The 18,589-nt window shown below is 72.0% G+C and carries 16 protein-coding genes; 9 read left to right on the forward strand and 7 right to left on the reverse strand.

The features are described from left to right. Positions 1-9: 9 nt before the first annotated feature. On the reverse strand, positions 10-405 hold the full coding sequence (locus tag ACZ5CW_RS01435; RefSeq protein WP_468597321.1) for a nitroreductase family deazaflavin-dependent oxidoreductase: 396 nt from the start codon (positions 403-405) through the stop codon (positions 10-12). A gap of 149 nt (positions 406-554) precedes the next feature. Between ACZ5CW_RS01435 and ACZ5CW_RS01440 the strand changes: the two genes are divergently transcribed. From ACZ5CW_RS01440 to ACZ5CW_RS01455, 4 genes are read left to right on the forward strand one after another with little or no spacing between them, the layout of a single operon-like run. Beyond that, on the forward strand, positions 555-959 hold the full coding sequence (locus ACZ5CW_RS01440; RefSeq protein WP_468597322.1) for a hypothetical protein: 405 nt from the start codon (positions 555-557) through the stop codon (positions 957-959). A gap of 10 nt (positions 960-969) precedes the next feature. Continuing rightward, positions 970-2,574, forward strand: coding sequence for a peptidoglycan-binding protein (locus tag ACZ5CW_RS01445; protein WP_468597324.1), 1,605 nt, complete (start codon positions 970-972; stop codon positions 2,572-2,574). Positions 2,575-2,599: 25 nt separating this feature from the next. Further along, positions 2,600-3,160, forward strand: a complete 561-nt coding sequence (locus ACZ5CW_RS01450; RefSeq protein WP_468597326.1) for a protease inhibitor I42 family protein — start codon at positions 2,600-2,602, stop codon at positions 3,158-3,160. A 23-nt stretch (positions 3,161-3,183) separates the two neighbouring features. After that, the gene (locus ACZ5CW_RS01455; RefSeq protein ID WP_468597328.1) at positions 3,184-3,579 is read left to right on the forward strand and encodes a hypothetical protein; all 396 of its coding nucleotides are present in this window, start codon (positions 3,184-3,186) and stop codon (positions 3,577-3,579) included. A gap of 5 nt (positions 3,580-3,584) precedes the next feature. On the opposite strand, the gene ACZ5CW_RS01460 is transcribed toward ACZ5CW_RS01455, so the two are convergent. After that, a complete protein-coding gene (locus tag ACZ5CW_RS01460; protein WP_468597330.1) occupies positions 3,585-4,973 on the reverse strand; it encodes a CehA/McbA family metallohydrolase in 1,389 nt (462 codons plus the stop codon). A gap of 100 nt (positions 4,974-5,073) precedes the next feature. Between ACZ5CW_RS01460 and ACZ5CW_RS01465 the strand changes: the two genes are divergently transcribed. From ACZ5CW_RS01465 to ACZ5CW_RS01475, 3 genes are all read left to right on the forward strand, one after another. Further along, positions 5,074-5,970: an LLM class F420-dependent oxidoreductase gene (locus ACZ5CW_RS01465; protein ID WP_468597332.1), complete on the forward strand. Its 897-nt coding sequence runs from the start codon at positions 5,074-5,076 to the stop codon at positions 5,968-5,970. Beyond that, positions 5,967-8,552: a bifunctional FO biosynthesis protein CofGH gene (locus tag ACZ5CW_RS01470; protein ID WP_468597334.1), complete on the forward strand. Its 2,586-nt coding sequence runs from the start codon at positions 5,967-5,969 to the stop codon at positions 8,550-8,552. The genes ACZ5CW_RS01465 and ACZ5CW_RS01470 overlap by 4 nt, the downstream gene beginning before the upstream one ends. A gap of 61 nt (positions 8,553-8,613) precedes the next feature. Next, positions 8,614-9,177, forward strand: a complete 564-nt coding sequence (locus tag ACZ5CW_RS01475) for a hypothetical protein (RefSeq protein ID WP_468597335.1) — start codon at positions 8,614-8,616, stop codon at positions 9,175-9,177. Here ACZ5CW_RS01475 and ACZ5CW_RS01480 read toward each other — a convergent pair. Continuing rightward, the gene (locus ACZ5CW_RS01480; RefSeq protein ID WP_468597337.1) at positions 9,170-9,682 is read right to left on the reverse strand and encodes a DUF2165 domain-containing protein; all 513 of its coding nucleotides are present in this window, start codon (positions 9,680-9,682) and stop codon (positions 9,170-9,172) included. The two genes, ACZ5CW_RS01475 and ACZ5CW_RS01480, sit on opposite strands and share 8 nt — an antisense overlap. A gap of 229 nt (positions 9,683-9,911) precedes the next feature. Here ACZ5CW_RS01480 and ACZ5CW_RS01485 point away from each other — a divergent pair, with 229 nt between their 5' ends. Continuing rightward, the gene (locus tag ACZ5CW_RS01485) at positions 9,912-11,027 is read left to right on the forward strand and encodes an ADP-ribosylglycohydrolase family protein (protein WP_468597339.1); all 1,116 of its coding nucleotides are present in this window, start codon (positions 9,912-9,914) and stop codon (positions 11,025-11,027) included. A 79-nt stretch (positions 11,028-11,106) separates the two neighbouring features. Here the strand turns inward: ACZ5CW_RS01485 and ACZ5CW_RS01490 are convergent, their stop codons facing one another. Together ACZ5CW_RS01490 and ACZ5CW_RS01495 are read right to left on the reverse strand one after the other, a co-directional pair. Then, positions 11,107-12,663, reverse strand: a complete 1,557-nt coding sequence (locus tag ACZ5CW_RS01490) for a sodium:solute symporter family protein (RefSeq protein ID WP_468597341.1) — start codon at positions 12,661-12,663, stop codon at positions 11,107-11,109. A 153-nt stretch (positions 12,664-12,816) separates the two neighbouring features. Beyond that, positions 12,817-13,605, reverse strand: coding sequence for an SDR family oxidoreductase (locus ACZ5CW_RS01495; RefSeq protein ID WP_468597343.1), 789 nt, complete (start codon positions 13,603-13,605; stop codon positions 12,817-12,819). 80 nt (positions 13,606-13,685) lie between these two features. On the opposite strand from ACZ5CW_RS01495, the gene ACZ5CW_RS01500 reads away from it, so the two are divergent. Continuing rightward, complete coding sequence (locus ACZ5CW_RS01500; RefSeq protein ID WP_468597345.1) at positions 13,686-14,534, forward strand: hypothetical protein; 849 nt, start codon at positions 13,686-13,688, stop codon at positions 14,532-14,534. Positions 14,535-14,547: 13 nt separating this feature from the next. Here the strand turns inward: ACZ5CW_RS01500 and ACZ5CW_RS01505 are convergent, their stop codons facing one another. Both ACZ5CW_RS01505 and ACZ5CW_RS01510 read right to left on the reverse strand, forming a co-directional pair. Further along, complete coding sequence (locus ACZ5CW_RS01505) at positions 14,548-16,455, reverse strand: MFS transporter (RefSeq protein WP_468597347.1); 1,908 nt, start codon at positions 16,453-16,455, stop codon at positions 14,548-14,550. A gap of 198 nt (positions 16,456-16,653) precedes the next feature. Further along, on the reverse strand, positions 16,654-18,589 hold a 1,936-nt coding region (locus tag ACZ5CW_RS01510; RefSeq protein ID WP_468597349.1), incomplete at its 5' end, for a D-alanyl-D-alanine carboxypeptidase.

An 18,589-nucleotide genomic window follows, 5' to 3' on the forward strand; every position in this document is an offset into this window, starting at 1 on the left:
GCGGCGGGCTCAGTCCGTCAGGTCCACCCGTACCGTCAGCAGGTCCGTGCCGAACGCCCGTACCGCCGCGCTGTTGAAGCGGGGCAGGGCGCGCAGCCGGGCCCGGGCGTCGTCGTCGGGGAGGAGGTGGGCGGTGCCGTGGTGCCAGCGGCCGGCGATACGGACGCGGACCGCGGGATCGGCCTGGATGTTGCGCACGTACTGCGACTTGTGGCCGAACTCCGAGACGAGCCAGAAGGAGTCCCCGGCCCGGCGCCCGCCCACCGGTGTCTGCCGCGGCTCACCGGAGACGCGGCCGGTGGTCTCCAGGAGGGTCTGGAAGGGCAGGCGCCGGTTGAGCGGGTTGGCCAGATGCCGCTGGAAGCGGGTCACGATGCGGTGCTTGAGGTCGGCGCGGCCTGACATGTCGGTGACTCCCCTGCTCTCCCGGCGCGTACGCAGCCCGGCGCGGATGCTGTGGCGGCCCCGTGCGGGGCGTGTGATACGCGGACGCCCGTACGGTAGCCGCGTGTTAGCCTCCCCGCGGTCACGAACTAGCGCAACGGGGGAACGTGATGGGCACGTCTTCGGACGGCTACACGGTCAGGTCCGGCATGTCCGGGCAGGCGAAGGAACTGGACGGCGCGGGCGACGACGCGGGACACATCCGCGAGGCGATCAGCCCCGCCATGTGCTACACGCAGGACGCGCTGGGCGGCTCGGAGACGGCGGCGGCGTTCAACGCGTTCGCCTCGGCCTGGGAGGCGGACGCCTCCACACTGGAGTCGGCGCTGCACGAACTGGCGGGCAAGGTCCGCCTGGCCAAGGGCGCCTACGGGGGCAGCGACCACGCCGTCGGGACCCGGGCCGCGTCCGTGTCCGTCGGCGGCGGCCTCACCACGATGCCGACACCCGCCGAGAACGGCGTCTCCACGATGCCGGCGTACGCCGACCGCCCGTCGGCCCTGTCGAACTACTGAGGGCGGCCCGATGACGGGATTCTTCAGTCCGCTGGACTCCCCGGCGGCTCGCCGCTCCTGGCTGTCCGGACTGTGCGAGAGCATTCCCAAGGCCGGGTCCAAGGACGATCTGCTGAACCAGATCGACGGCGCGCTCTTCGTGTCCGCGCCGGACGGCGACAAGGCGACACTCGAATCGCTGAGCAAGCGCTACCGCGGCCAGGTCGACAAGGCCGGTGACCTGCACGACCGGGTGAACAAGGTGGCCCGCAAGGGGCTGCCGGAGGTCTGGGCCGGCGACACGAGCGTCCTCGCCTCCGACGCGGTGGGCGCCGCCGGACGGGCCGCGACGAAGATGGCCGAGGCCTTCCAGGGCGGCGCGAAGGCGCTGCTCACGCTGGCCGACGCGCTCGGGCACGCGCAGAAGCAGGACGCCGACGGCCGCGCCAAGATGGAGCAGGCCAAGCAGCGGCTCGGTGGCAAGGACGGCTTCTTCGACCGGATGGTCGAGACCGACGAGGAGAAGGCGGACCTCGCGGCGGCCCGGACCGTCGCCGCCGCCGGGGTCGACCTGATGCACAAGGCGGCCGTCGCCGCGGACGACGCCGTCCGTACCGCGGCCCGGGACCTGAACAAGTGGGCGGCCGAGGCGCGCGCCGGGAAGATGCACACCGACGACCTGTCCGCGGTCGACCGGCTGATGCTCGCCGACAGCAGCGGACCGGCCGGCGCCGCCGACTACAACGAGATCCTCACCGCCAACGACCTGGAACGCTCGGGCCGGGTCATGGAGAAGCTCTCGCCGGCCGACCGGGCCCGGATGGAGCAGATCCTGGCGAAGGCGTCGTCCCCGCAGGAGAAGGCGTACCTCATGAAGGCCCTCGCCGCGGGCCACGGCGTCGACGACATCGAGGCGTTCGGCGGGAAGATCCACGGCAAGGACCCGGCGTGGCTCCAGCAGCACCTGACGCCGATCGTCACCCAGGGGGACAGCCTCAAGAACGAGGGGACGGACCCCGGCAGCGGCGCCAACGTCAACACCGACCTGCAGAGCTTCGGCTCCCAGCAGTGGTCCCAGGGCGGCGACGGCAGTGAGGGCACGTGTGTGGCCTCGTCCACGGTCACCGCCCGTGCCATGGTCGACCCCGTCTACGCCCTCTCGCTCACCGGCGGGCCCACCGGGCAGGAGAACGACCCGGCCGCCTTCCGGCGGCGCCTGGTGGACGAACAGCACCGGGTGCACCAGGAGGGTCACGGCGGCGCCAACTACAACGGCATGGGGCTCGAGGGCAAGACCGAGGTGGTCAACAAGGAGATCAGCCCGGAGACCGGTAGCTCCTACGAACTGCACGAGGTCCGTGACGCGGACGCGCGGCGCAACGTCCTGCCGGACATCGAGAAGGCGGTGGCGGAGGGCAAGCCGGTGCCCATCGGTGTCGAGGGGTACGACGCGGACGGCAAGCGGTCCGGCCACGCCATGATGATCGTCGGCCAGGAGGGCGACAAGCTGCAGATCTACAATCCGTGGGGCCAGACGACCTGGGTCAGCGAGGACGACTTCGTCAACGGCGGCATGGCGAAGGCCAGCAACAACGGACTGCCCGGCGCGTACGCCGTTCACCTGCCCCAGGACTGACAGACCCAGGAACCGGCGACTGACCATGACTTCACGCGCACCTCTCCTTCGTTCGGCCGCCCTCGTCTGCCTGCTCGCCCTCACCGGCTGCGGCGAGGGCGCAGGGACGAGCGGCACCGCCGGAACCGGCGCGAGTGCTGCCCCCGGTACGGCCGCAGCCGATCGCGGCGGGACCGGCGCCGAGTACGGCACCGGGAACCGGGACATCACCGTCGCGCCGGGCAAGCGGTTCTCCCTCACCGTCCCCGCGGCCCCGACCCTGGGCCAGAACTGGTACCTCGCCGACCCGGAGCCGGACCCGGCCGTGCTGAGGTACCGGGGCGAGCGGCAGAACAACGACGGCGGCGACGCCGACGGCAGCACCGGCGGCACCCGGTCCTTCGACTTCACCGCCCGGGCCAGGGGCAGGGCCACGGTGCGACTGCTGTACTGCCCCCTGCACACGTGCACCGGCCCCGGCCCCGGCGACCGGTCCACCCTGTCCCCCACCTCCAAGGGCACGGCGTCCCCGTCCCCCTACCCCACCGCGACCGGCACCCCGGACGCGCACGCCGGCTTCTACGTCTTCACGATCACCGTCCGCTGACCCGGACCGGAACCGAGGCCCTCATGCCCCCTGCTCCCGACAGCCGCACCGACGACGAGGTCCTGGCCGCCACCGACGTCACCATGCTGCTCCGCTACGGCCTGACCCAGGACTCCTTTCGCACCGCCCTGTTCGGGGACGGCGCCGTCGCGGCCGCCGTCACCCTCGACCGGCTCGGCGTGCTGCCGCGCTCGGTGGTGTTCGTCGCCGAGATCGTCCGGGCCGGCGGCCTGGCGTACGCCGCGGAGCTGCCCGAGCCGCTGCCGTCCCCGGAGCCGGCGGCCGTGCTGCGCGACTGGCTGAGCGGCGCCGCGCAGACCGCCACCACACCGGAGGCCGAGACCTGGGCCGCCCGCTGGCTGGACGCCGTGGCCGAGATCATCGCCCTGCGCCGCGCCACCCGTGGGGGCACCCCCTAGGCGCGTCAAGCAGTACCGAGGAAGGCGGGATTGGTGAAGGCGGCCATCGCCCCCGGCAGCGGGCCGAGGGCCGTCTCGTGGCGCAACTCCGCCCGGACGTAGGCCGCGTGCGCAGGGGTCGTACGCCACTCGACCACGCCCTGCCCGGACACCGGCAGCGGCTCGCCGGTGAACAGCGTGCCCTGGTCGGTGACGAAGCGGACGGAGCAGCGCGGGGCGCCGGACACCTCCAGGCGGACGGTCACCGGGGTGTCGTCCGGCACCGCCAGCCGCTCGCCGATGCCGGCCTCCTGGCCGTCACCCACAGCGGTGAGGGCGAGCGTCACGTGCCGCGACTCGGCCACGTACGAGCGGCCCGCGCGCAGGCCCCGCTGGATCGCCGCGCGTGTGAGGTCCTCGGCGAGGACGACCGTCTGGGGCGTGCCGACCGCGTCCGGGTCACGGTGGGCGTCGCTGTTGCCCATGGCCGGCAGCCACCGCCGCCCCTGCCGCACGGACGCGACGAGCCGGGCGTCCCAGGCGGCCAGCGTCACCTCGTCGTCGGGCGTGTACGGCCCGTTCCACACCTCGACCGCGTCCGCCTCCCCGAACCCGAACCTCCAGCCGCACCCGACGCAGGTGGCGTGCGGATGGGCCGGTACGACCAGCCCGCCGGCCTCCCGGATGCGCCGCGCGAAGTGCCCGAAGCGGCCGTCCCGGGCCCGGTACCGCCAGTCCACGAAGGTGCCCGGCTCGGTCCCGAGGGCCAGCACGTGCCCGTTCCGCGTGGTGACCTCCTCGCCCAGCATGACCAGCAGGTCGTCGCCCGCCACGCCGGCCCAATGGGCGTGGGAGGACGTCGTGTTGTGGTCGGAGCTGTTGATGAAGTCCAGCCCGGCCGCCCGGGCCAGCGCCCCGATCTCGGCCGGGGTGCGGCGCCCGTCGGAGTGCCAGGAGTGGAGGTGGCAGTCACCGCGATACCAGGCCCGCCCCCGGCCCCGGGCGCGGGACGGCGGGTGGACCGGCCGGGGCGTCTTTCCGGGCTCCCCTTCCGTGAGGGTGACCGTCACCTCGTACGACAGCCCCTGCGGCGCCACCGTGTACGGACCGAGCACGATGTACCAGGTCCCGGGATGCAGCGGCCCGGGAAGGTAGCCGGGCGTCGCCTCGTCCGCCCGCACGAAGAACTCCGTACGAGCCCCACCCGACCACCCCCGAAACCCCCGCCCGCCCAGCTCGGCACCGCGCGCATCGAAGAGCCCGATGTCGAGGGCGTTGCCGGGGGTACCGGCCGGAACCGCGGGCCGGTCGTAGGTGTAGGAGACGTGCAACTCCCGCATCCCGGGGGGAACGTCGAAGGGAAGGTGGACGTAATCCGGCGAGCCCGGGGCGATGGTGCCGCGCAACGTCGTCACACGACCAACGTAAGCCCACCCGGGGGAGCGGGGAACCACGCGCCCCAAGTCCCGACCGATCGGTATGGACATAGGGGACGGCACCCGGTACAGATGCCCCATGCGTATCGCCGTCACGATCTTCCTCACAGACGAGACAGTGACCCCCACCCGTCTCGCCCGCGAACTGGAACAGCGCGGCTTCGCCGGCCTCTACCTCCCCGAGCACACCCACATCCCGGTCGAGCGGACCACCCCCTACCCCGCCGGCGGCGAACTCCCCCGTGAGTACGGCCGCACCCTCGACCCCTTCGTCGCCCTGGGCCAGGCCGCGGCCGTCACCGAGCGGCTGGCGCTCGGCACCGGGATCACCCTGCCGGCCCAGCACGACCCGATCGCCCTCGCCAAACAGATCGCCACCCTCGACCACCTGTCCGGCGGGCGCTTCACCTTCGGCCTCGGCTTCGGCTGGAACGTGGAGGAGGCCGCCGACCACGGGGTGCGGTGGCGCACCCGGCGGGAGCTGGTCCGGGACCGGGTGCGTCTCATGCAGGCGCTGTGGTCCGCGGAACCGGCCGCCTACGAGGGCGGGTTCGGGAGCGTGCGGGCCAGCCTCGCGTACCCCAAGCCGGTGGGGAAGCCGCGCGGCCCGGCGGTCGGCCCGCGCACGCTCGTCGGCGGGGCCGCCGGACCCAAGCTGTTCGCGCACATCGCCGAGTACGCCGACGGCTGGCTGCCGATCGGCGGCCGGGGCCTGAGCGAGTCGCTCCCCGTGCTGCGCTCAACGTGGGCGGACGCGGGCCGCGACCCCGCCGCGCTCCAGGTGGTCCCGTACGCGGTCCTGCCCACGCCGGGCAAGCTCGCCCACTACGCCGAGCTGGGCATCGAGGAGGTCGTCCTCCAGCTGCCGCCCGCCGGCGAGGCGGAGGTGCTGCGGGCGCTCGACGGCTACGAGGGCTTCCTGGAGGAGGGCGGAGCCATCGTCCCTGATCACCCCGAACGTATGCTCAAGGAATGACGACTTCCGCGACCTCCGGAACCGGGCCGACCGAGAACGCCATGCGTCGCGCGCTCAAACGCGCCCGGGACGGCGTCGCCCTCGACGCCGGCGAGGCGGCGGTGCTGCTCCAGGCCCGCGGTGAGGCCCTCACCGACCTCGCCGCCTCCGCCGCCCGGGTGCGGGACGCGGGCCTCGACGCGGCGGGCAGGCCCGGCGTCATCACCTACTCGAAGAGCGTCTTCATCCCCCTCACCCGGCTGTGCCGGGACAAGTGCCACTACTGCACGTTCGTCACCGTCCCCGGCAAGCTGCGCCGGGCGGGCCACGGGATGTTCATGTCCCCGGACGAGGTGCTCGACATCGCCCGCAAGGGCGCCGCCCTCGGCTGCAAGGAAGCGCTGATCACCCTCGGCGACAAGCCGGAGGACCGCTGGCCGGAGGCGCGGGAGTGGCTGGACGCGCACGGCTACGACGACACCATCGCCTATGTCCGCGCCGTCTCCATCCGCATCCTGGAGGAGACGGGCCTGCTGCCCCACCTCAACCCGGGCGTGATGACCTGGACGGACTTCCAGCGTCTGAAGCCGGTCGCCCCGTCCATGGGCATGATGCTGGAGACGACCGCGACCCGGCTCTGGTCCGAGCCCGGCGGCCCGCACCACGGCTCTCCGGACAAGGAACCGGCCGTGCGGCTGCGGGTGCTGGAGGACGCGGGCCGCTCCTCCGTGCCCTTCACCTCCGGTCTCCTCATCGGCATCGGCGAGACGTACGAGGAGCGCGCGGAGTCCCTCTTCGCCCTGCGCAGGGTCTCCCGGGCCTACCACGGCATCCAGGAGCTGATCATCCAGAACTTCCGCGCCAAGCCGGACACGGCGATGCGCGGCATGCCGGACGCCGAACTGGACGACCTGGTCGCCACGGTGGCCGTGGCCCGGCACATCATGGGACCCTCCGCCTGCCTGCAGGCCCCGCCCAACCTGGTCGACAGCGAGTACGCGCGGCTGATCGGCGCCGGCATCGACGACTGGGGCGGGGTCTCGCCGCTCACCATCGACCACGTCAACCCCGAGCGCCCCTGGCCGCGGATCGAGGAGCTGGCCCGGAAGTCGGCGGCGGCGGGCTTCTCCTTGCGTGAACGCCTCTGTGTCTACCCGGAGTTCGTCCGGCGCGGCGAACCCTGGCTGGACCCCCGGCTGCGCCCGCACGTGAGCGCGCTGGCCGACCCCGAGACGGGCCTGGCCCGCCCCGGGGTGCTCCCGGAAGGCCTGCCGTGGCAGGAGCCGGAGGAGGCCTTCGTACCGGCCGGCCGCACGGACCTGCACCGCACGATCGACACCGAGGGCCGCACCGCCGACCGGCGTGACGACTTCGACGAGGTGTACGGCGACTGGGAGGCGCTGCGCGAGGCGGCCGCCCCGGGCATGGCACCGGAGCGCATCGACACCGACGTACGGCAGGCCCTGCGCACCGCGGCCGACGACCCGACGAAGCTGTCGGACACCGAGGCGCTGGCCCTCCTCCACGCGGACGGCCCGGCGCTGGACGCGCTGTGCCGGGTGGCCGACGACGTGCGCAGGTCGGCGGTCGGCGAGGACGTCACCTACATCGTCACCCGCAACATCAACTTCACCAACGTCTGCTACACCGGATGCCGCTTCTGCGCCTTCGCCCAGCGCCGCACGGACGCCGACGCCTACACGCTCTCGCTGGAGCAGGTGGCGGACCGCGCCCAGCAGGCCTGGGACGTGGGCGCGGTCGAGGTCTGCATGCAGGGCGGTATCCACCCCGACCTGCCGGGCACGGCGTACTTCGACATCGCCGAGGCGGTCAAGAAGCGCGTCCCCGGCATGCACGTCCACGCCTTCTCGCCGATGGAGGTGGTGAACGGCGCGACCAGGGCGGGCATGTCGATCCGCGAATGGCTGGCCGCGGCGAAGGAGGCCGGCCTGGACTCCATCCCGGGTACGGCGGCGGAGATCCTGGACGACGAGGTCCGCTGGGTGCTGACCAAGGGCAAGCTGCCCACGGCCACCTGGATCGAGGTGATCAGGACGGCCCACGAGCTGGGCATCCGCTCGTCCTCGACGATGATGTACGGGCACGTGGACCAGCCCCGCCACTGGCTCGGCCACCTGCGTACGCTCGCCGGGATCCAGCAAGAGACGGGCGGTTTCACGGAGTTCGTCACGCTCCCGTTCATCCACACCAACGCGCCGGTCTATCTGGCGGGGATCGCCCGTCCCGGTCCGACGACGAGGGACAACCGCGCGGTCACGGCGATGGCACGGCTGCTGCTGCACCCCTGGATCCCGAACATCCAGACAAGCTGGGTCAAACTGGGCACGGAGGGTGCGGCGGAGATGCTCCGCTCCGGCGCGAACGACCTGGGCGGAACCCTGATGGAGGAGACGATCTCCCGCATGGCGGGCTCCTCCTACGGCTCGTACAAGTCGATCCGGGACCTGGTCGCGGTGGCCGAGGCCGCCGGCCGTCCGGCGCGGCCGCGCACCACGCTCTACGGCGAGGTCTCCGCCGAGCGGCAGCGGGCGGCCGAGGCGTCCGACGGGCACCTGCCGGATCTGCTGCCGGTCCTGGACTGAGTACGATGATCCGACCCCCGATCCCGTACGGGGGGCCCCGTAGCGGAGGAGATGCGTACCCGTGGCTGCCCGACTGCCCTCGTGGGCCTGGGTCACCGGTCTGACGGCGGGAGCGACCGCGGCCGTGCTCGCCCTTGCCGTTCAGGCGGACCGCGGGCCGCAACCCACGGCCGCGGCGACCAAGCCCAGCGCCTCGGCGTCGGCGGGCGTCCACCCGTCCGCGACACCGAGGACACCGGCGGCACCCGCGCTGCCCGACGAGTCGGGCTCGGGCCGCCGGATCGTCTACTCGCTCGGCGGGAAGCGGGTCTGGCTGGTCGACGCGACCGGCAGGGCGAGCCGTACGTTCACCGTCTGGCCGGGCACGGTGAGCCCGGAGCCGGGCCGCTACTCGATCACTCGTCGGCTCCAGTCCATCAAGGGCTCGGACGGCGTCCAGATCGAGCACATCATGTACTTCACCAGGACTTCCGGTGTGGACGTGGCCTTCTCCAACGCCCTCGACGGCGCCTCGCCGCCGCCCGCGAACGGCAAGAAGCTGGGCGGCATCCGCCTCCACAAGGAGGACGGAGCCGCGCTGTGGTCGTTCGGCGACCAGGGCACCAAGGTCGCGGTGGTCAACTAGCCTCGTCCTGCGCGCGCTGCCCCGGCAGCAGGTTGACGATCAACGCCACCCCGCTGAGCAGGAACACCCGGTTCGCCGCGTCCAGCCCGTTCCACGTCTTCGACTGCCACATCGCGAACCACTCACCGCCGATCGCGATGAACCCGGCACCGAAGAGGAGCAGCAGCATCAGCAGCCCGTAGGTGGAGAAGCGGCGGGCGACGTCGTCCTTCCGCCGCGCCCAGAGGCACGTTCCCCAGATCAGCACCAGGGCCGCCACGGTCTCCCACACGATGATCGCGACGTAGGCGGTGTCCTGCAGGCCGGTACTGGTGATGGCCCGCCCCATCAGGTCCTCGTCCCTGAACGTCGTGTCCATCGCCAGTACATGCCGGACGAACTGCTGGTTCGTCCCGAAGTCGGTGATGTTCCCGAGGGCGACGAGGGCGATGTAGAGGGCGAGTATGCCGGTGAGCACACCGGCGGCGAGCCGGAGCCCGGTGTGGCGCGTGGGGGTGGTGGTCATGGCTGGATTCTCCCCGACGAACACCGCCCTCTCCCACGCGCATTGAGCCAGAATGAAGGGGCGGACCGCGTGTGGTGCCCTCGGGCCGCTCGTCGATCCCGCACAGAAGTGACAGGGAGGCGCTGGGCGGGAATGAACCGTCGGGGCCGGTTTGCCCCACTGAACGGACCGATCCCGGTCGATTACAGTGCCTAGCGTCGTACGGACGGTCGGTGTCGTGGGAGGTCTGGTGGGTGCGACATCCGGCGCCGTCTGGGGCCGTGCGGAACAGCAGGACTTCCGTAGCCGGGTGCGCGGCGCCCTGCTCGGGGCCGCCGTGGGCGACGCCCTGGGCGGCCCGGCGGACGCGCTGTCCCTGGAGGAGATCCGGGCGGCCTACGGCCCCGAGGGGTTGCTGGACCTCGCCTTCGGGCACGGGCGGCGGGGCACGGTCACCCACCACACCCAGCTGACCCTGTTCACCGTGGACGGGCTGATCCGCGCCCAGGTGCGCCGCGACACCGGCGCCTGGCATCCGCCGACCGATCTGCACCGGGCCTACCTGCGCTGGGCGGCCACCCAGCGGGACTGGGGGCCGGACGAGCGTCGCAAGGACGACGGCTGGCTGGCGCGCGAGGAGTGGCTGTACGCCCGCCGCGAGCCGACCCGCGCGCTGCTCGTCGGCCTCGGCGACGAGACCATGGGCACGCCGGAGCAGCCCAAGAACCCCGGTGAACTGGGCCCCGAGGCCGTCGCCCGTTCGGCGCCGTTCGGGCTGCTGGTCGGCTGGGAGCCACAGCTCGTCGTCCAGCTGGCGGTGGAGTGCGCCGCCCAGACCCACGGGCACCCCCTCGCCTACCTGTCGGCGGGCGCGTACGCCGTGATCGTGCACGCGCTGGCCCGCGGGGAGAGCCTGGACGGCGCCGTGCAGCGGGCCCTCGCACTGCTCGCCGTCCGCCCCGGCCACCAGCCCGTCTCCGACGCCCTGCAGCACGCCCTGGGCGCGGTGCGGCAGGGGATGCCCACTCCGACGCGGGTGGAGGAGCTGGCGGGTGACGGCACGGCGGACGGCCTGCTGGCGGCTTCCGTGTACTGCGCGCTGGTGGGGGAGGACGTACGGCACGGGCTGTGCCTGGCGGTGAACCAGAGCGGGCCCTCGGCCGCGGCGGGCGCCCTCACCGGTGGCCTCCTCGGCGCCCTGCACGGCGAAACGGCCCTCCCGCCGGCCTGGCTGGCCGAGTTGGAGGGCCGCGCGACGGTTCTGGAACTCGCCGACGACTTCGCGATGGAGATGACCCAGGGCCCGGCGCTGCACGGTCCGGCCGGCTCCTCCCCGGGCTGGCTGGCCCGGTATCCGCGGGGGTGAGCCGTCCGCGCCCCGAAGGGGCGCGGGGGCCTGCGCGACCAGCCCCCGCGCACCCGCACCGGGCCGCCGGCCGCAGCTCCTACGGCGCTCCCACCACGCCGTCCCCCGCCGCGGCCGGCACGGGAACCGCCGCCGCGTCACCGTCCGTGTTGACCCGCTCGATGACGGCCAGCCGCTCGGGGGTGTCCTCCGGCTTCAGGTAGCCGATGAGGATGTACAGGACCAGGGAGACCGCGAGCGGCACCGAGACCTGGTACTGGAGCGGGACTCCGCCGTCGACGGCCCAGTTGATCGGGTAGTTGACCAGCCAGAAGGCCAGCAGGCCGGCCGCCCAGCTGGTGAGCGCCGCCGTCGGGCCGGAGCGGCGGAACGGGCGGAGCAGGCCCAGCATCATCGGGATCGCGATCGGGCCCATCAGACCGGCCACCCACTTGATGACGACCGTGATGATGTCCTTGAACGCGGGGGAGTTGACCTGGGTCGCGACCGCCATGGACAGGCCGAGGAAGACGACCGTGGTCACCCGGGCCGCGATCAGGCCCGAGCGCTCGCCCCATGCCCGTGCCTTCGCCGACAGCACCGGCGCCACGTCCCGGGTGAACACCGCCGCGATCGCGTTGGCGTCGGAGGAGCACATGGCCATGGTGTGCGAGAAGAAGCCGACGATGACCAGTCCCAGCAGCCCGTGCGGAAGGAGCTGTTCGGTCATCAGCGCGTAGGAGTCCGAGCCGTCCGGCTTCTGCGCGTGGACCAGGAGCGGGGACATCCACATGGGGAAGAAGAGGACCACCGGCCAGACCAGCCACAGGATCGCCGACAGCCGGGCCGAGCGCTCGGCCTCGTGGGCGCTGCTCGTCGCCATGTAGCGCTGGGCCTGGTTGAGCATGCCGCCGTTGTACTCGAAGAGCTTGATGAAGAGGAAGGCGAGGAGGAACACGGTGCCGTAGGGGCCGACCAGCGGCTTGCCGTGGCCGTGCAGCGCGGGCTCGTCCCAGGCGCCGAAGAAGCCGATGTTCTTGTCGCTCAGCTTCACCACGACCGCGACGAACATCGAGATGCCGGCCAGCAACTGGATGACGAACTGCCCGAGTTCGGTCAGCGCGTCCGCCCACAGGCCGCCGATCGTGCAGTAGACGGCGGTGATCGCGCCGGTGATGAGGATGCCCTGGTTCAGGGACACACCCGTGAACACCGACAGCAGGGTGGCGATCGCCGCCCACTTGGCGCCCACGTCCACGATCTTCAGCAGCATGCCGGACCAGGCGAGCGCCTGCTGCGTGGGGAGGTTGTAGCGGTTCTTCAGGTACTCCAGCGGGGAGGCCACATGGAGCCGGGAACGCAGCCGGTTGATGCGCGGCGCGAACAGCTTCGAGCCGATGGCGATGCCGAGCGCGATGGGGAAGGACCAGGTGATGAAGGAGGTGACGCCGTAGGTGTAGGCGATCCCCGCGTACCCCGTGAACATCACCGCGCTGTAGCCCGACATGTGGTGCGAGATGCCGGAGAGCCACCAGGGCATCTTGCCGCCGGCCGTGAAGAAGTCGGAGACGTTGTCCACGCGCTTGTGCGACCAGACGCCGATCGCGACCATCACACCGAAGTAGCCGATCAGCACGGCCCAGTCGAGACCGTTCATGTGTCCCCTTCCAGGGTTCGCAGCCAAGGTCAGGCATGTGAACTCTGGTTTCGAACGTGTACGCACGGCAAGGAAGGGGAAGGTCAAGAAGACGTAAAATTGTTCGCTTTGATGACTCTAGTTCACATGCGTGAACACATCGAGGGGTCCCGTCTACCGCATCAGCTCCCCGGCGTTCACGAGCAGCGACTGCCCCGTGATCGCCCGCGCCCGCTCCGAGGCGAGGAACACCGTCGCGTCCGCCACGTCCCCGTCGGTGGCCAGCTCCGGCAGCGCCATCCGCTCGCTCAGACGGGCCAGCACCTCGTCCTCGGGCACCCCCTCCGTCTGCGCCGTGAACCGCACGTACGCCTGCACCGGCGGCCCCCACATCCAGCCCGGCAGCACGGTGTTGACCCGGATCCGGTACGGCCCGAGTTCCCGCGCCAGCGAATACATCGCGCTGGTCAGCGCCCCCTTGGAGGCGGCGTACGCGGCCTGCCGCACCTGCGAGGGGGCCGCGACGGCCGACTGCGTCCCGACGAAGACCACCGACCCGCCCCCGCCCGCCTTCAGCGCCGGCAGGCAGGCCCGCGTCATCCGCAGCGTCCCCAGCAGATTCACGTCGACGACCGACTGCCAGGTCGCGAAGTCGGCGTCCTCGATCCCGCCGAAGCAGGAGTCCCAGGCCGCCACGTGCACCACGGCGTCGATCCCGCCGAACCGCTCCCGCGCCAGCGCGGCCAGCGCCTCGCACTGTCCCTCGTCGGTGATGTCGGTCGCCCGGTACGCCGTGTGCGTGCCGTCCGGGTCCACACCGGCCGCGCTCCTGGCGAGGTTCGCCTCGGTGCGCGCCCCGAGCACCGCGTTCCCGCCGTCCCGTACGACGGCCGCGGCGACCTGGTGGCCGAGTCCGGCTCCGACACCCGAGACGACGACGGTCTTGCCGGTGAGCAGGGACATCGGTGCCTCCCGGGGTATGGCGTTCTATCTGACGGAGCGTCAGAGTATGGGCGACCGCGGGAGGACGGAAGGGGAACCGCATGAGCGAGGACACCCGCAGCGACCTGTACGCCGAGCTGGCCGCCGTGGGCCCGTACGGCGTGCGGCCCGGCCACGCCCTGATCACCATGGTCGAACCGCACCCCGGCCACGAGTACGCCTACAACCGCTGGTACGAGGACGACCACTACTACGCCGGTGCGATGGCCATGCCGTGGATGTACGCCGGCCGCCGCTGGGTCGCGACCCGGGACCTGCAGCTCCTGCGCTACCCGGAGAAGTCGGCGGTCGCCCAGCCGGTCACCACCGGCTGCTACCTGTCCACCTACTGGATCACCGCCGGCCGCTACGCCGAGCACATGAAGTGGACGGTCGCCGTCAACAAGCGCCTCAACCGCGACGCCCGCGTCCACCACGCCCGCACCCACGTCTTCACGGCCTTCCAGGACCACGAGACGACGGTCTACCGCGACGGCGCGGCGGGGCCGCGGGACATCCACGCCCTCGACCATCCCTACGCGGGGCTGGTGCTGGAGGTGATCGACGCCGAGACCCCGCAGCGGCGGGCCGAACTGCTGGACCGGCTGGGCGCCCGGTACCTGCCGCGTCGCCTCGCGGGCTCCCCGGCCGCCATGGTCACGGTCTTCCGGCCGACCCCGCTGCCGGGCGACCGCATGACCTACGTCAAGCAGGTGGAGGGCGTGGACACCCGCCTGACGCTGCTGTGGTTCCTGGAGGCGGACCCGCGCGAGTGCTGGCAGGAGCACTTCACGGGCCTGGACACGGACATCTCCGGCCCGGGGCTGGGACGGGTGGAGCTGGTGGCCCCGTTCATCCCGACGATCCCCGGCACGGACACGTACGTGAGCGAGCTGAGGGGCACGGACTAGCGCGCGCCGGCCGTCATTTCAGCTCGTCGGGGCACGGCGTACCGCGCGGCAGCTGATACGGCGCGGCCAGCCGGTACGTCCCGGCCTTCGGGGCGAGCAGCATCGTCCACCTGTCCCCGTTGCCGTCCTCCGGCGTCTCCATCAGACACCCGTTGACGTTGTCGTAGGACTTCGGCGTCCCGGCGTCCCGGTGCTTCGAGGCCTCGGTCTCCTGCGGACCCTTCAGGCTCTTGCCGTGCTCGTCGACCACGCTCAGCCACGGCGAGTACGGGATCCGGATCAGGATCCGCCCGGCCTTGCTGACCTGGAGGGTCATCTCGCCCTGCTCGGCGCGGTCCACCACCGCGTTGGGCTCGGCGAGCGGCGCCGGATCGGTCATCTTGAACAGCTGCCAGTTGGCGTCGCCCCAGACCTGCGTCAGATACGGCATCCCGCGCCGCAGCAGCTCCCGCTCGCGCTGGCCGCCGTCCCCGTCCGGATTGTCCTTGGGCAGCACCACGTAGTGCACGGCCCAGCGCTGGAGCCACTCGTGGTAGTTCGCCGAGTTGAGCGTGTCGTCGTAGAAGAGCGGGTTGCGCTCCATGTCGGCCTGCCGGTTCCAGCCGCGCGCCAGGTTCACGTACGGCGCGAGCGCGGAGGCCTCCCGGTGTGAGCGCACCGGGACCACCTCGACGCGGCCCTTCTCGGCGCCGACCTTCTGCAGCTCGTTGACCAGCGGGGCGAGTTCCCGCGCCCAGGACGCGGTCGGGTTGGTGTGGATGATGTCGTCCACCGACTTGAAGCCGAGCCAGCCGACGAAGCCGAGGAACGCCAGCACGGTCAGATACCACTTGCGCGACTTCGGCACCGTGTACGGCAGCGCGGCTATCAGCGTCGCACCCGCGAACAGCATCGGCAGCCGCGAGATGTTCGAGCCGATCTGCGAGCTGATCAGCCACACCAGGACGACGCCGAGGCTGTAGACGGCGGCCGTCAGCCGGACGGTCTTCCATTCCTCGGGGACGAGGAACAGGCACAGCAGGCCGTACAGCAGGGGGAGTATCACCGAGCCGATCCCCATCGGCTGGGTGCCGGAGAACGGGAACAGCCAGGCCGACACGGCGACCACGGCCGTCGGCGCGAGGCCCAGCGCCCAGGCGCCCGGCCGCCGCTTCTGCAGGAACAGCGCGACCGCGACCAGACCCACGAACAGTCCCGCGACCGGCGATCCCATCGTGGCGAGCGCGGCCAGCGGAGCGGCGGCCAGGGCCTTCGCCCAGCGTTTGTACCGCCACCGGTACGGCCAGCAGAAGACGACCGCGACCGCGCCGAGCGCGAACATCGTGCCGAGCCCGAAGGTCACCCGCCCGGACACCGCGTTGCACAGGAGCGCGAAGACGCCGGCGAGCGCGGCCCACAGCGGGTTCTTCACCGCCCGGCTGCGGATCAGGACCAGGGTCAGCAGGCCCGCCGACACCGTCCCGGCGATCATCATCGTGGTACGGACGCCGAGGACCGACATCAGATACGGCGACACCACGCTGTACGACACCGGGTGCATACCGCCGTACCAGGCGAGGTTGTACGCCGAGTCGGGGTGCCGCCCGACGAACTCCGCCCAGGCGTCCTGAGCCGCGAGATCGCCACCGCTGTTCGCGAACGTGAAGAACCAGATGATGTGCAGCACGCCCGACAGCGCGGTCACGGACAGCACGGGATGCCGCAGCAGCCGCTGCCGGAGCGGTTCGAGGGCGGTGAGCAGGCGGGCGCGTGTGCCAGGGCGGCCCGCGCCGCTGCCAGGACCGTCCGATCCGGCCGCCGTACCGGTCGCTGGGGCGGCAGGCACGTCAGTCCCTGCGGCGGTTCTGGGCAGGCGTATTCGCGGGCCGGATCCCGGGCCCGGATCTGCGTCGTCGGCGCGTGTCGGCTCCGCTGTGGCCACCTGAAGGCACTCCCCGTGTCCCGTCTTCTGTTCTCGGCCGTGTCCCTCGGTGTTCCCGGCCGCTTCTCGTCCAGTTCGCGGCCGTGTCCCGTGACCGGCCACCTGCCCCGATTCGTGACGCTAGCACGCACCCCGCCGCGGGGCTCCCGGGTGGGGCTCCGTCGACGGGGTGCGCGGGCGGGGCGAGGGGCGGTGCCGTCAGCCCAGCCGGGTCAGCCTGGCGCCGAGACCGGGCTCGGCCAGATCCTTCTGCAGGGCCACCGGAACCTTCACCGCACCGGCCGTACCGTCACCCACGGTGAGCGTGCCGACCTTGGTGCCGGCCTTCGCGGTGTGCGGCACGGTGCCGGAGGCGAAGGACAGCTTCACCTTCAGGCCCGCCCAGCCGACGGCGGTGACGTCCTTGGTGATCACGATCGGGGTGTGGCCGCCGACCTGGTCGTCCACGTAGCCGACCACGTCACCCTTCTTCAGGATCTTCGACGAGGTCAGCGCGTCCTGGGCGGCGAGCAGCGCGGTCTGGCTGACCCGGTTGACCGTTTTGAGGATCTCCGGCTCGTGCTGGCCGAGGATCGCGCCGACAATGGTGACCGTCTGCCCGCCGACCTGCTTGCGGGAGGCGAAGAGCAGGTTGCCGCCGGCCTTGGTGGTGCTGCCGGTTTTGATGCCGATCGCGCCGATGTGGTACGGCAGCTCGTTGTAGTTGGGCCAGAACTTGCCGGTGGGGTCGGTCCAGCTGGCCGCGCTGCTGATGGCGACCAGGGCCGGGACCTTGACGAACGCGCGGCCGAGCTTCACCTGGTCCTCGGCGGTGGAGACGGTGGTCTCCTTCAGGCCCGAGGGGTCGGTGTACGTCGTGCCGGCCATCCCCAGTTCCTTGGCGGTGGCGTTCATCTTCTCGACGAACGCGGCCTCCGAGCCCGCGTCCCAGCGCGCGAGCAGCCGCGCGATGTTGTTGGCGGAGGGGATCAGGACGGCGGAGAGAGCCTGCTTCTCGGTGAGGTACTCGCCGGCCTTGACGGTGTTGAGCGTGGACTCGCCGACCTTGTTGTAGCCGCCCTCCTTCTCCGCCGTCGCGTCGATCTTGATCTTCGGGCCTTCGTCTCCCGGCTTCAGCGGGTGGTCCCTGAGGATGATGTACGCGGTCATGGTCTTGGCGACCGAGCCGATGGCCACGGGCGTCTGCTTGCCGAACCGGCCCATCGTGCCGATGCCGTCGCCGTCGATCCAGCCCTGGCCCTCGCCCGGCCAGGGCAGCTTCAGCGGGTCGCCGTCGAACGTGTAGCTGTCCTCGGCGGTGAGCGCGAGGGCGGGGGACGGCAGCGGGCGGAAGGCCTGTACGACCGCGAGGACGATCACCAGGAGCAGGACCAGGGGCGTCCAGATCTTGACCCGGCGCACGATCGTGCGGACCGGCGTCTCCGGGGGCGGGGGCGTGTTCGTCAGCTCCGCCAGCAGGTCCAGCGGGGGCTTGGGCGGGAGGGGCTGCTGGGTGGTGCGCTCGGGGCCGACCTGGGGGACGGGGGTGGTGGCGTCGGGCTTGGCGGTGTCCGGCCCGCCGGCGTCCGGCGTGGTGGCGTCCGGCGTGGTGGCGGGCTGTGACTTCGCGGCCGGCCGCAGGTCGTTCTTCAGCGCGACGAATTTGCTGGTGCGTTCGCTGTCGGACTCGGGGGTCTTCGGGGTGCCGCCCAGCTTGAGCATGGTCGTGGGCTGGTCGACCTCGGGCTTCTTCGGGCGTACGGCCTTGAAGACGGCGGTCGGCTGGTCGACGTGCGTCTTGGCCTGCGGCGCGTCGGCGTCGTCGGCCGCGGGGGGCTCCTGCGGGGCGTCCTCGCCGTCGGCGGTCTCCGTGTCCGCGTCCGTGTCGGAGGCGGTGTCAGGCTTCGCGTCCGCCTCGGCCTGCGGCGCGTCGGTGTCCTCGGTCGCCTCGGCTTCGCCGTCGGCGTCCGTGTCCTTCCCGCCCGCACCACCCGTGCGGGTCTCGTCGTCGGCCGCGGGTGGCCCCTGTGGGGCGTCCTCGCCCTCGGCGGCCTCCGCGTCCGCGTCCGTGTCGGAGGCGGTGTCAGGCTTCGCGTCCGCCTCGGCCTGCGGCGCGTCGGTGTCCTCGGTCGCCTCGGCTTCGCCGTCGGCGTCC

The sequence above is a fragment of the Streptomyces sp. NPDC031379 genome (assembly GCF_055569615.1).